Origin of the sequence: Bacillus sp. RE35, from assembly GCF_052146655.1 — a bacterium.
GTDB classification, from domain to species: domain Bacteria; phylum Bacillota; class Bacilli; order Bacillales; family Bacillaceae_G; genus Bacillus_A; species Bacillus_A cereus.
The window spans coordinates 4371459-4385022 of sequence record NZ_CP197377.1; the positions used below are offsets into that span (position 1 = coordinate 4371459).

Sequence of the window (13564 nt, forward strand, 5' to 3'; positions counted from 1 at the left end):
CCTCATAAAGAGACATCATCTTTTCTATACTTGCGGTTCAGATTCTACTTTCTCAACCTTCTTCTTGTTTTTTCCCTTTTTCAAACGACGGTTTTCAAGCATTAACCAAATTTGAGAGGCAACGAAAACAGAAGAGTACGTACCTACAATTAATCCAACAAGTAACGCAAACGAGAAGTTACGTAGTGACTCACTACCGAAGATAAGCAGTGCAATTACTGGGAATAACACTGTTAATACGGTGTTAATCGAGCGACCAAGCGTTTGGCGAATACTTGCATTTACGATTTCTTCTAGATCTTTTATATCGCGCACTCGTTTTTTCTGTTTGTATAATTCACGGTTTCTATCAAATGTAACAATCGAGTCATTAATAGAATAACCGATGATTGTTAGTACTGCAGCAATAAACGTTAAGTCTACCTCTAGTTGGAAAATACTAAACATAACAATCATAACGAATGCGTCATGTAATAATGCAAGTACCGCAGATAACGCATACGTAAAGCGGAAACGAATACTTACGTATAAAATGATAACCGCAGAAGCAATCAGTACTGCGATAAATGCATTTCGTGCAATTTCTTTACCGATTGTCGGTGAAACTGTACTTACGTTTGGATCTGTACCATATTTATCGTGGAAGAATGTTTTTGTTTTCGCAATTTCATCTTTTGATAAAACACCTAATGTACGAACTGCGAAACCTTTATTGTCATCTCCAGTCGGTACAATATTTTCTTCCTTCACATCAATGTTCAATTCTTTAAAATCTTTATGAACATCAGACACAGTAACGGCTTGTTTTGATTGCAAGTCGATACGTGTACCACTCGCAAAGTCAATACCAAGGTTCAATTTGAAAATTGGTAAGATAATTGCTCCTGCAATTACAACTACAATCGAGAAAATAAGGAATTTATGACCGATATTTACGAAATTAATACGATCAAATCTCGTTGGCGGATGTACTACACCTTTTGTTAATGGAATAATATCCTTTTGTTTCACACCAAAATATCCTGGTTTTTTATCAAAGTAACGGCTCTTTACAAGTAGACCTAGTAAGAAACGAGTACCGAATACGTTCGTAATAAAACCAACTAAAATACTTACGATTAAACTTGTTGCAAATCCTTTTACAGAGCTATTACCATAAACGAATAACACACCAGCTGCTGCAAGAGTCGTAACGTTTGCATCTAGAATTGTTGCTAATGAACGATGGTTACCAGCACGGAATGCCGACATCATTGACTTACCGATTTTCAGCTCTTCTTTCAGTCTCTCGTACGTAATAATATTCGCATCAACTGCGATACCTACTCCGAGCACTAACGCTGCAATACCTGGCAACGTAAGAACTGCATGCATCCAGTTAAAGACAAGTAATGTAACGAAAATGTATAAACCTAACATAATAACCGCTACAAGTCCTGGTAAACGGTAGAATACAAGCATAAATAAGAAAATAAGAGCGATACCAATCGCACTAGCGAAAATCGTTTGCTCTAACGCTTGTTGACCAAATTTCGCTCCAACAGATGTTGAATACATTTCTTTTAAATCAACAGGAAGTGCACCTGCATTTAATAAAGATGAAAGTTGTTTCGCACTTTCAACTGTGAAGTTTCCACCTACGATAGATACTTCAGCTTGGTTAAATACTTGGTTTACTGTTGCTGCTGATAAGAATTTCGGATTCGGTTTTGCAGATTCTGCTTTATACGAATCTTTTCCTTCTTCAAAGTCAAGCCAAATTACCATTAAATTCGTTGGTGGTGGCATTTTAGAAATTTTTTCAGTTACTTCACGGAATTTTTCAGCGCTTTTTAGTGTAAGACCTACGCTCGCACGGCCTTGCTCATCAAATGTTTGCTTCGCTCCGCCGCCTTTTAAATCCGTTCCATCCATAAGAAGGTTATCGTCCACATCACGGAATGTTAATTTCGCTTGTGTTGATAACATTTCACGTGCTTTTTGCTGATCTTGTACACCAGCAAGCTGTACACGAATTCGATCTTGCCCTTCGATTTGAATGTTCGGCTCACTTACACCGAGAACATTGACACGATTTTCAAGAGCACCTACTGTACTTACAAGTACATCTCGATCGATTTTATCACCTTTTTTGGCTGGTTTTACTTCATACAGAATTTCAAAACCACCGCGAAGGTCTAGTCCTAGACTAATTCCTTTTGCTATGTCTTTTCCTGCCGCACCAATTACTCCACCGATTAATAAGACGATGAGGAAAAAGGCGGCAATTCTCGTACCACGCTTTGCCATATGTACCCTCTTTCTGCTACTAACACTTTCAATAAATCTCTTACGATTCACTGCTATACGTGTGCATACGCCTAGTTAGTAGACTTCCTTTCTATAATTTTTGCTAGTTCATCACTAGCTCTATAGGTAAGCTTTTACACTACCTACACTTCCATCATTTATTTTCCTCTTCACTACCTCCTTTATATATAATCTTAGACATAATTATTTCCTCTTTATCAATACATATCATTATACTGCAAAAGGAAGAACAAACCAATTGCAGTCGGTTATTTATTTTCGTACTCATCAAATGACCAAAGTGGCGCTTGGTAAGCTTCAACAGTTAAATATGTCATATATTCATTAGCTGTTACTGTTAATACGTCATTAACTAATTCATACAATCTAACATCGCTGTCTATCTTCTTCCACTTTTTCACTTTAAGAAACTTCCAAATGTCATCATCTGTCACTCGGTCGTAACCAAACATTTGAAACTCTTCTACTTTACTTTCTAAAACGACTTGTAACTGTCCGCGGTATGATTCTACCAAAGCCTCTCTATCTAACATCTATAAACATCTCCTTCTTATTTCAGCACGAAAAAGTCGCTTTAATCCCGCTCTAATGGACAGCAATAACTACTTTCAAGAGCACTATCATACTTCACTCTCTTAAATGCTTGTCATTCTTGTCTCGTACGTGCATATAAATTATTGTAAATCATTCCATTGATTTTGAGAAGGTAGGAGAAGAACATGACGAGACAAAGCTTTTTAAAAGGCGCATTTATTTTAATGATAGCCGGCTTTATTACAAAAATACTCGGCTTTATCAACCGCATAGTAATGGCACGTATTTTAGGAGAAGAAGGCGTTGGTCTTTATATGATGGCCGTTCCTACATTCATTTTAGCAATTACATTGACACAAATTGGTCTTCCTGTCGCAATCGCAAAATTTGTAGCAGAAGCGGAAGCTGTGAACGATAAACAAAGAGTTAAAAAAATATTAACCGTATCACTAGCTGTTACATCCGTTATTAGTATCATTTTAACAATCGGAATTATGTTCCTCACACCTATTTTAGCAAAAACATTATTAACCGACGAAAGAACCTACTATCCATTAATGGCCATTTTGCCCGTTGTTCCTGTTATTGCTGTTTCTTCTGTGTTGCGTGGTTACTTTCAAGGGAAACAAAACATGAAACCTAGCGCTTATGCGCAAGTTCTAGAACAAGTCGTCCGCATTACCATTATCGCTATATGCATTCAATTATTTTTACCTTACGGCATAGAATATGCTGCAGCCGGCGCTATGTTATCAGCTGTTCTCGGTGAAGTTGCATCCTTATTATTTTTACTCACGTTATTTCAGCGAGAAAAACATTTATCAATACGCTCTGGATTTTTCACTACTGTAAAGGAAAGCAAAGGGACATTTTATTCTCTGATGGATATTGCCCTTCCAACTACAGGAAGTCGTTTAATCGGCTCCGTTTCATATTTTTTTGAACCTATTGTCGTTATGCAAAGCTTAGCAATCGCTGGTGTCGCTGCTTCTGTTGCAACCCAGCAATACGGTATATTAAACGGTTATGCATTCCCGCTCCTATCACTACCTGCCTTTATTACATACGCTCTCTCTACAGCGCTCGTTCCTTCTATTAGTGAAGCAATGGCAAAAAGACAACATAAATTAGTAGAGCACCGTTTACAACAAGCACTTCGAATTTCATTAATTACCGGCGGATGGTCTGTCGTTATATTATACGTATTCGCTTCTCCTGTTTTAACTCTTATGTATGGATCAGACAGCGCAACAGCATTCATTCAACTTCTTGCGCCTTGCTTTTTATTTCATTATTTCCAAAGTCCACTTACCTCTGTTTTGCAAGCTTTAAACTTAGCAAGAGCCGCAATGATGAATACATTTATTGGTGCCATCGTGAAATTAATCGTTATTTTTGTACTAGCATCAAGGCCAGAGTTTCAAATGATGGGGGTTGCACTTGCTATTGCTGCAAATATTGTAACAGTAACATTTCTTCACTACGCTACTGTTTTAAAAAAGATTACATTTACCATTTACGCAAAAGACTATATTTTCGGCGGACTTGCCATCGGTATCGCAGGCGCCTTCGGTTTTTATCTTCATAAATATATTATTTTCTCTCATTCCCTTGGCATACAAACATTATGGGAAATCACTTTAACAACAATTGTTTATATCGTACTTCTCTTCACTTTCAAACTCATTCGAAAAGAAGAGTTAAGTCGTCTCCCTATCATTCGTAAGCTTTCATTTTTGAAATAAGGTGAAACTTTAATCAGTGGGGTAATCTCCACTGATTATTAGTTATACTAATCATCCTTACTCTTCCAAAGGATAAGTCTCTAATTTTCTTTTACATCAACAAAAAATTGTCCATTTTGAAAACTACAGTATAAAATTTGTGTTATATCGTTATAACCTAAGTTTTTTAATTTCTCAATAAGCCATTCATCTGTATGCTCAATCATTTGTAAATGACTAGATTGAATTTCTCCATCAATAATAAGAGGAAGCGTAAACTGCAATGTATCTTGTTTATTTTTTTGTTTTTGAAAGACAGATAACTTCCCAGACGGTTCCAAAATAGCATATTCTACATCCCGAATATCTCCAACTCCTTGTTCCCTTAATTGCATCATTAAATCATCAATATTATATCGTTGGTTTCTCATCTTTTTTTCATCAATCTTTCCCGCATTAATAATAATTGCTGGTTCACCTTCTATTAAATGCCGAAATCGTTGAAACTTTAATGAAATGACTGACAAAATGATTTGTATGCACATAAGAAAAGTCATCGGAACTAATTGATGCAAAAGTGATTTATCGGTATTTTCAATTGCTACTACAGCCATTTCTCCAAGCATAATAAATACGACTAAATCTAATACACTTAGCTCTCCTATCTCACGTTTACCCATAAGACGAAAAATAATTAAGATGATGATATACAAAAGCATTGTCCGTCCAATTACCGATATCCATTCCATTTCTACATCTCCTTTTTTACGTATAGACTCCCCTATAAAAAAGAAACTAGTCTAACTTGAGCAAAAGGAAAATATGCTTGTATTAAAAAGGGGGAATGCATAAATGGATGGAACGAAAAAATTATCAACTGCAATTGGCTTCGGTATTGTTACGCTACTAATTCTCGCATCTATTACTAGTATGATTATGGCTCTTTTATTAAAGTTTACGAATATAAATGAAGGGACATTAACCGTTACTATTTTTATACTCGCTCTTTTATCTATGCTTATGTCTGGATTTACTGCCGGCAAAAAGGCTCAAGGAAAAGGTTGGCTAGTAGGTTTCACAACAGGGCTCACGTTCACTATACTCGTCTTTCTAGTTAACTATTTAGGCTTTTCTCAAACCTTATCGAACTCACAATTACTATATCAATTAGCATTAATGGGGGCGAGTACACTCGGTGGTATTTTCGGTGTAAATATGTCAAAGCAAAGTAACTAAAAAAGGCCCTGCACATTTCATGCAGGGCCTTCCACATTAGTTTTTCACAACTTCACGAATCGCATTGCGATCGAAAGTTAAGTGTGAACCACCAGATTTAATAACGATTTTTGTCTCATCTACTGATTCGATTGTACCGTGTAAACCACCGATTGTTACGATAGCATCACCTTTTGCTAACTCACTTTGCATTTGAGCAACTGCTTTTTGACGTTTTTGTTGCGGGCGAATTAATAAGAAATAGAAAATCGCAAACATCGCAACGATCATAACGATATTCATCATACCTGCATTCATCTTTTGTTCCTCCTTTTAAATTATGTATTAGAAGTTTTTAGCATTCGGTTTATTAAAGCCATACTGTTCAAAGAACTCTTCGCGGAAATCGCCAAGACGGTCTTCACGAATAGCTTGTCTCACCTGCTCCATTAAGTTTAACAGAAAATGAAGGTTGTGATAAGACGTTAAACGAATTCCGAACGTTTCATCACATTTCATTAAGTGACGAATGTACGCACGTGAGTAGTTTTTACATGTGTAGCAATCACAGTTTGGATCAAGCGGACCGAAGTCTCTTGCGAATTTCGCATTTTTTACAACAAGGCGACCTTCACTTGTCATACACGTACCATTTCGAGCGATACGAGTTGGAAGTACGCAGTCAAACATATCAATCCCACGAATTGCGCCATCGATTAACGAGTCAGGAGAACCTACACCCATTAAGTAACGAGGCTTATTATCTGGAAGAAGTGGTGTTGTAAACTCAAGAACACGGTTCATAATATCTTTCGGTTCACCAACAGATAAACCACCTACAGCGTAACCAGGGAAGTCCATTGAAACAAGGTCTTTCGCACTTTGACGACGAAGCTCTTCGTACTCCCCGCCCTGTACAATACCGAATAAACCTTGATCTTGCGGACGTTCATGCGCTTTTAAGCAACGTTCTGCCCAGCGGCTCGTACGCTCTACAGATTTCTTCATATATTCAAAAGTAGCCGGGAATGGTGGACACTCATCAAATGCCATCATAATATCTGAACCTAATGCATTTTGGATTTCCATCGCTTTTTCTGGTGATAAGAATAATTTATCTCCATTTAAGTGATTACGGAAGTGAACGCCTTCCTCTTCAATACGACGGAAGTCACTTAAACTGAATACTTGGAAACCACCAGAGTCTGTTAAGATTGCACGATCCCAGTTCATAAATTTATGCAAGCCGCCTGCTTCACGAATAATTTCATGACCTGGACGTAGCCATAAATGATACGTATTACTTAAAATAATGCCAGAATCCATTGCTTTTAATTCTTCTGGTGACATTGTCTTAACTGTTGCAAGTGTACCAACTGGCATAAATGTTGGTGTATCAAATGAACCGTGCGGCGTATGCACACGACCTAAACGGGCACCCGTTTGTTTACATGTCTTAATAAATTCATAACGAATTGCTGTCATAACTTACTCCTTTTATTTGTTTCTCATTTTAGCGTGAGATGCAACGAACATTGCATCACCGAAGCTAAAGAAACGATATTTTTCTTTTACTGCTTCATTATAAGCATGAAGTACATTATCTCTATTTGCAAATGCACTTACAAGCATAATTAATGTTGATTTCGGTAAATGGAAGTTTGTAATTAAACCATCAATTGCTTTAAATTCATATCCCGGATACATGAAAATATCTGTCCATCCAGAAGCGGCGCAGAGCTTACCGTCATGATCTGTTGCAATTGTTTCTAACGTACGAGTTGATGTCGTACCTACAGTAATAATACGTCCACCATTCTCTTTCACACGATTTAATAATGCCGCTGTCTCTTCAGACATATGATAATATTCTGCGTGCATATGGTGTTCTTCAATCGTGTCTGCAGAAACTGGTCTAAATGTTCCAAGTCCTACGTGAAGTGTAATGAATGCTAACTGAACGCCTTTTTGCTTTAACTTCTCAAGTAACTCTTCTGTAAAGTGAAGTCCCGCAGTCGGCGCTGCTGCTGAACCGATTTCTTTCGCATATACTGTTTGATAGCGATCGCGATCTTCCAGCGTCTCTTTAATATATGGAGGAAGCGGCATTTCCCCAAGTTCATCTAAAATTTCATAGAAGATGCCATCATATGAAAATTCAAGCTGGCGTCCACCTTGATCTGCAGTTCCTGTGCAAGTTGCTTTTAATTTCCCTTCGCCAAAAGAGATAACAGTTCCTTCTTTTACACGTTTCGCTGGCTTTACAAGCGTTTCCCAATTATCACCTTCTTCTTGTTTTAAAAGAAGTACTTCAATGTGCGCGCCTGTATCTTCTTTCACACCGTGCAAACGAGCAGGCATAACTTTCGTTTCATTTAAAACTAAGCAATCCCCCTCATGTAAGTAAGAAAGAATATCCGTAAAATGTTTATGCTCAATATCACCTGTTTCACGGTCTAACACCATTAATCTTGATGTTTCACGATCTTCTAACGGGACTTGTGCAATAAGTTCTTCTGGTAAATGAAAATCAAACAGATTTATATCCATAGCTATATCCACCTATTTCTTATTTAAATCGATTTATTATATACATAATAAAAGATAATACAATACTTAACACAATACATGTAATGATAGGAAAATAAAAGGTAACGTTTCCTTTTTTCACAAAAATATCGCCTGGAAGCCTTCCAATGAACTTCCAAGCTAATCCAACAACGATGAGTAAGATCCCGGCTGTAATAAGCAGCTTTGGCATCTCCGTCATACTTTTGGTATCTCCATTCCGAAATGTTCATACGCAAGCGGCGTTACAATTCGGCCCCTTGGCGTTCGTTGTAAAAAGCCAATTTGTAATAAATACGGCTCATACACATCTTCAATCGTATGAGATTCTTCTCCAATTGTTGCTGAAACCGTTTCTAATCCAACTGGACCGCCACGGAATTTCTCAATAATACCAAGCAGTAATTTATGATCAATATGATCTAGACCTAATTTATCTACTTGCAGTAGCTCTAATGCCATTTGTGTAATTTCCATCGTAACCGTTCCGTTACCGCGAACTTGCGCGAAATCACGTACACGTCTTAAAAGACGATTCGCAATACGAGGTGTACCACGAGCACGTCTTGCAATTTCTAATGCAGCTAACGAATCGATTTCAACTTCAAATACTTCTGCTGTACGTTTAACAATCGCAGAAAGCTGATCTACTGTGTAGTACTCTAACCTTGAAAGTACACCGAAGCGGTCACGAAGCGGTGCCGATAATGCTCCAGCACGTGTTGTTGCTCCAACTAATGTAAATGGCGGTAAATCTAGGCGTACAGAACGTGCTGAAGGCCCTTTTCCAATTACAATATCAAGGCAAAAGTCTTCCATCGCAGGATACAATACTTCTTCAATTGATCTATGCAAACGATGAATTTCATCAATAAATAATACATCCCCTGGCTGAAGCGCTGTTAATACAGCAGCTAAATCTCCTGGTCTTTCAATTGCGGGACCTGAAGTTGTTCTAACATTAACGCCCATCTCATTGGCAATAATATTCGCAAGCGTCGTTTTACCAAGACCTGGTGGTCCATATAAAAGCACGTGATCTAACGTTTCTTCACGCATTTTCGCCGCTTCAATAAATACTTCTAAATTATGTTTTGCTTTATCTTGGCCAATATACTGACGGAGCGTCTGTGGCCGTAATGAATATTCTAAATCCGCATCTTCATATGCAGATTCCCCTGAAAGGAGACGTTCGTCCATTATACTCACCTCTTACCATTTAGTAAAAGACTAAGTGCCTTTTTAATATACTGATCCGTCGTTAATGATTCTTTTAATAACTCTGGTACAACACGAGAAACTTCGCGTTCTGCGTATCCAAGTGCGCGGAGAGCTTCCAGTGCCTCATCAAGCTCAGCTGATGAACCTTTCTTCTCATCAAAACGTTCTGTGTCTGAGAATAAATCAACAAATGCATCTGGTACGACATCTGCTAGTTTTCCTTTTAAATCTAAAATCATTTGGCGTGCTGTTTTCTTTCCGACGCCTGGGAATTTCACTAAAAACTTCTCATCTTCATGCTCAATCGCTTGAACGACCTGTCCTGTTTGACCAGAAGCTAAAATTGCAAGAGCTCCTTTTGGCCCAATGCCAGACACGCCTAACAACTTTGTAAATAATAAACGCTCTTCACGTGTTTTAAACCCGTAAAGTGCCATAATATCTTCTCTCACATAATGATATGTATAGACACGGATTTCTTGCTTACTTCTTTGAAATACATACGGATTTGGTGTGAAAATTTGATAACCAATTCCATTATGATCAATTACGACATATTCCGGCCCTACATACTCCACGTAACCTGTAACATATTCAAACAAAATACGATCTCTCCCTCTTAAATCATGTATTCCATTTTAACATATTTAATGATAGAAAAGCGAGACTGCCCCAACAAATGTTCTCCACTTGAAACTTCTGTTATTTTCCATTGACAGAAAGGTTAAAGCACCTTAATATACAGGAGTCGATAATGATTATCAATACTAATTAAAGGGGTTACATCAGGATGAAACGTAAGCTATTTATTTTATTTACTATTATGCTCGTTGTTCTTTCTATCGTTGGCTGTTCTTCTCAAAAAGAAGAATCGAAGGCAAAAGAACAACCGAAAACAAAAGTTGTAAAACATGCTAAAGGTGAAGCTACAATTCCAGTAAATCCAAAGAGAATTGTTGACTTATCTGGATCAACAGAAGAACTATTACTTCTTGGACACAAACCTGTTGGTACAGCAAATACATATAAAGATAAAATCCAAAATCACTTAACAGACAAGTTAGATGGAGTAAAAGCAGTAGGTTGGTACTGGGCACCTAAAGTTGATTTAGAAGCTGTTACTGCTTTAAAACCAGACTTAATTATTTTAAACAACCGTCAATTAAAAATTTATGATCAACTAGAAAAGGTTGCACCTACAGTTGTTCTAGAAACAAACTTAGAAGACTGGCGTGGTAAGTTTAAAGAAGTAGGTAAGCTATTTGACGAAGAGAAGAAAGCAGACAAATGGATTGCAGACTACGATAAGAAAGCAGACTCTTTATCTAAAAAAATTAAAGAGAAAACAAAAGATGAGAACTTTATGTTCGTTGCAGTTACACCACAAAACTTCCGTGTATACGGTAGCTTCGGATACGGTGACATCATCTTTAATGACTTAAAACTTCCAGCAACAAAAGGTACGGATTTAAAACAAACGATGGCGCAAGTATCACTAGAAGGTCTAGTTGCATTCCAGCCTGACCAAATGTTTATTGTAAACTTCGGCGGCGAAGCTGATAAAGTTTACGAAGACTACAAAAACAGTGCCGTTTGGAAAGACAATAAAGCAGTTAAAAATAATCACGTATATGAAGTATCAAATGAAGTCTTCAATACGAAAGCATTCAATCCAATCGGAAAAGATATGCTAATTGATGAAATCGCAAAAGAAATTTTAGCTAAAAACAAATAAGAAAAAAAAGCAGCTCACCATGAGCTGCTTTTTTTCTTACTTTGAACTGCGTATTGCTTCATTTTTTCAATCGTCTTCACAAAACCTTCTTTTGATTTAATACGAATGCCACGTTTCAATTTCGCACGTTCATAGCTCTCAAGCTTTTTCATATCAATTTGAAAGAAAGAATGGATCGCATTATCACTTTTCGGTACACCTTTGAAAATTTGTAATATCCCTTCCTCTGAAACACCAAAATACCCGCTCGTTTTCAATAACGGAGAAATATCATCAACTTTCTTTTGCAATACAATTTGTACATCATCACGATCAACGAGCTGCCATTCTTTATACTGCTGTAAAAACTTTTCTAAATCCGTCACTTTTTCTGTAAGTATTTCTTCGCTTACTTCGCCATCAACATACATACGCTCTAATAAAATTGTAACCTCAGGTTCTTTTTTCGTTACTTCTGGTACTGGCCCTTCCGCCTTCACATTCGTTCCATAAACGAAACAAAACATCATAACGAAAGCTTGCATCGCAATCAGTATCCATTTCATTTCCGTTCACCTCTTTTAGGCAAGATCATACTTTCATTAGTAGTTTTTCCGGAAATGGGGGTTTTATCCATATTACATTTCTTTCGAAAAATAAAAAATGCAGATAAGGGTTTACCTCATCTGCATGTATCATTTACTTTTATATAAAATGAAAGACGCCTGCAAAGCAGGCGTCTTGATGCGTTTACGGCGAGAGACCAGGCGACCACATTCGCGTGTTTAGCACTTAAGCATATCTCTCGTCTTACGTAAATTAGCTCATCGCTTTGCTAATATAACATTAATAAAGTATAAGTGCAACATGTTTATAAAAATATTTTATTTCCTCTTTCATCCAAATTATTTTATGTAAATTATAAATTGATAATTGCAATATATATGTTACAATTAATGTGACAGCGAAATCATAATAAGCAGGGGATGAATATTATGAAAAAAATAAAGGATGAACGCCTCATTCTTCAAATGTTAAAAAACATACGTATTGTCTTTCTTTTTCAATACATTGGCGTAGTTGGAATTTTAGGCTATATCGGATTCATTGAAGGCATTGATCAAATTACGAAATCTCCATTGTGGCTATTATTTATGTTTACAAGTATTTTACTTGCTTATTTACAGTTAAGTGTTTCAATCGATGTAGAAGAAGGCGAAAAGGAAATACAGTTAACTCCTTATTACAAACTTGTCTTCCACTCCCTTATTGTAGGAATCGTTACGGCTATTATTTATATTATTTTCATTCCAGAAAGACCTCTATTTGAAGCTATTTCAACAGGTAGTATTCTTTTCATATGCTTTTTAGTTTCTTATTCCGTTAGTTATTTTATTAAAAAACGTCGCTTACAAGACAACGATGAATAAAGAGGAAGGGCTATCCCTTCCTCTTTTGTTTTGTTATCGCACTGTACCAGTTAAACCGTAACGAATGTCTCGGAACATATTCACTATGTCACGATTAAAATCGTTTGTAACTGTACCGTTACGTAGACGCGTACTCATTGCATCGACACGAGTAAACATATCATTTCTTACAGAAACATATACGTTTCTGTTTCCAACTTCATTTGCAACAGCTTGACGAATTTCGTTAGCCATCGCCGTTTCATTTGTCACTGTGTTACGTGGTTTTACCGCAATCGCTACATCGTTTCCATATACAACTGTAGACACACGGTCTACGTTATTCATACGTTTCACACGATTTGTTATTCTTTCAGCTGTTTTACCATCATTGTTAATGTATGAATTGTTCATTGTAATATTACGAGTTGGATGCGGATTAGCAATTTGTCCATTGTAATTTACATCTCGATAATAATTGTATCCTGTATCGTTACGACCATTTCTATATGTTACATAATCTGTATAACGATCATTACGTGTCACATTATCACGATACTGGTGTGTATCATTATAAGATGTACGCTCGTAATTGTAGTTACGTCCATCCATTGCATTGTTATCTTTCGGTGTACCACATGCAGCTAATGCACTGGTAACTAACAAAGAAGCAGCAATCACTTTTACTTTCGTATTCAATACAAAAACCCCCTCTGTTAGAATGAGCTTCTCTACTGAAAAGCTCCCTCTTATGATGAGTAACCGAGAAGGTTTTTACACTGTTAATATTTCACTGGGAATTTTCTAGCACTTCATAAAAAAACTTCATTTTCTTAATTAACAGGAATGTAAAAAAGGCGGGAATACTC

At 36.9% G+C, this 13564-nt stretch carries 15 protein-coding genes; 4 read left to right on the top strand and 11 right to left on the bottom strand.

All coding sequences use genetic code 11. The features are described 5' to 3' along the window. Window positions 1-24 precede the first annotated feature (24 nt). Together secDF and ACTL4X_RS22335 are read right to left on the bottom strand one after the other, a co-directional pair. Window positions 25-2289 carry a protein translocase subunit SecDF gene (gene secDF, locus ACTL4X_RS22330; protein ID WP_001119066.1) on the bottom strand — a complete coding sequence of 755 codons (2265 nt, stop codon included), beginning with the start codon at window positions 2287-2289 and terminating at the stop codon, window positions 25-27. Window positions 2290-2558: 269 nt separating this feature from the next. After that, a complete protein-coding gene (locus ACTL4X_RS22335) occupies window positions 2559-2843 on the bottom strand; it encodes a post-transcriptional regulator (protein WP_000886980.1) in 285 nt (94 codons plus the stop codon). A gap of 186 nt (window positions 2844-3029) precedes the next feature. Between ACTL4X_RS22335 and spoVB the strand changes: the two genes are divergently transcribed. Beyond that, window positions 3030-4589, top strand: coding sequence for a stage V sporulation protein B (spoVB, locus tag ACTL4X_RS22340; RefSeq protein ID WP_000198301.1), 1560 nt, complete (start codon window positions 3030-3032; stop codon window positions 4587-4589). An 80-nt stretch (window positions 4590-4669) separates the two neighbouring features. Here spoVB and ACTL4X_RS22345 read toward each other — a convergent pair whose 3' ends face one another. Continuing rightward, a complete protein-coding gene (locus tag ACTL4X_RS22345; protein WP_000454833.1) occupies window positions 4670-5317 on the bottom strand; it encodes a DUF421 domain-containing protein in 648 nt (215 codons plus the stop codon). 103 nt (window positions 5318-5420) lie between these two features. Here ACTL4X_RS22345 and ACTL4X_RS22350 point away from each other — a divergent pair, with 103 nt between their 5' ends. Next, window positions 5421-5804: a TIGR04086 family membrane protein gene (locus ACTL4X_RS22350; RefSeq protein ID WP_000349148.1), complete on the top strand. Its 384-nt coding sequence runs from the start codon at window positions 5421-5423 to the stop codon at window positions 5802-5804. A gap of 36 nt (window positions 5805-5840) precedes the next feature. Here ACTL4X_RS22350 and yajC read toward each other — a convergent pair whose 3' ends face one another. From yajC to ruvA, 6 genes are read right to left on the bottom strand one after another with little or no spacing between them, the layout of a single operon-like run. Further along, entirely contained in the window at window positions 5841-6101 is a 261-nt protein-coding gene (gene yajC / locus ACTL4X_RS22355) for a preprotein translocase subunit YajC (protein ID WP_000991115.1), read from the bottom strand. Between the two features lie 27 nt (window positions 6102-6128). Continuing rightward, window positions 6129-7268, bottom strand: coding sequence for a tRNA guanosine(34) transglycosylase Tgt (tgt, locus tag ACTL4X_RS22360; protein ID WP_000125365.1), 1140 nt, complete (start codon window positions 7266-7268; stop codon window positions 6129-6131). A gap of 12 nt (window positions 7269-7280) precedes the next feature. Then, the gene (queA, locus tag ACTL4X_RS22365) at window positions 7281-8333 is read right to left on the bottom strand and encodes a tRNA preQ1(34) S-adenosylmethionine ribosyltransferase-isomerase QueA (protein ID WP_086401439.1); all 1053 of its coding nucleotides are present in this window, start codon (window positions 8331-8333) and stop codon (window positions 7281-7283) included. A 19-nt stretch (window positions 8334-8352) separates the two neighbouring features. Next, the gene (locus ACTL4X_RS22370) at window positions 8353-8553 is read right to left on the bottom strand and encodes a DUF2905 domain-containing protein (RefSeq protein WP_000138162.1); all 201 of its coding nucleotides are present in this window, start codon (window positions 8551-8553) and stop codon (window positions 8353-8355) included. Then, entirely contained in the window at window positions 8550-9551 is a 1002-nt protein-coding gene (gene ruvB, locus ACTL4X_RS22375; protein ID WP_441394952.1) for a Holliday junction branch migration DNA helicase RuvB, read from the bottom strand. The genes ACTL4X_RS22370 and ruvB overlap by 4 nt, the downstream gene beginning before the upstream one ends. A 5-nt stretch (window positions 9552-9556) precedes the next feature. Then, window positions 9557-10174, bottom strand: a complete 618-nt coding sequence (ruvA, locus tag ACTL4X_RS22380; RefSeq protein ID WP_000464511.1) for a Holliday junction DNA helicase RuvA — start codon at window positions 10172-10174, stop codon at window positions 9557-9559. 188 nt (window positions 10175-10362) lie between these two features. Between ruvA and ACTL4X_RS22385 the strand changes: the two genes are divergently transcribed. Further along, window positions 10363-11307 (top strand): iron-hydroxamate ABC transporter substrate-binding protein, encoded by a 945-nt coding sequence (locus ACTL4X_RS22385; protein WP_000823606.1) that lies wholly within the window; start codon window positions 10363-10365, stop codon window positions 11305-11307. 14 nt (window positions 11308-11321) lie between these two features. Here the strand turns inward: ACTL4X_RS22385 and ACTL4X_RS22390 are convergent, their stop codons facing one another. After that, a complete protein-coding gene (locus tag ACTL4X_RS22390) occupies window positions 11322-11852 on the bottom strand; it encodes a BofC C-terminal domain-containing protein (RefSeq protein WP_000871192.1) in 531 nt (176 codons plus the stop codon). 429 nt (window positions 11853-12281) lie between these two features. Between ACTL4X_RS22390 and ACTL4X_RS22395 the strand changes: the two genes are divergently transcribed. Continuing rightward, entirely contained in the window at window positions 12282-12716 is a 435-nt protein-coding gene (locus tag ACTL4X_RS22395) for a hypothetical protein (RefSeq protein ID WP_000721221.1), read from the top strand. A gap of 33 nt (window positions 12717-12749) precedes the next feature. On the opposite strand, the gene ACTL4X_RS22400 is transcribed toward ACTL4X_RS22395, so the two are convergent. Then, on the bottom strand, window positions 12750-13394 hold the full coding sequence (locus ACTL4X_RS22400; RefSeq protein ID WP_001093536.1) for a YhcN/YlaJ family sporulation lipoprotein: 645 nt from the start codon (window positions 13392-13394) through the stop codon (window positions 12750-12752). Window positions 13395-13564: the final 170 nt, after the last annotated feature.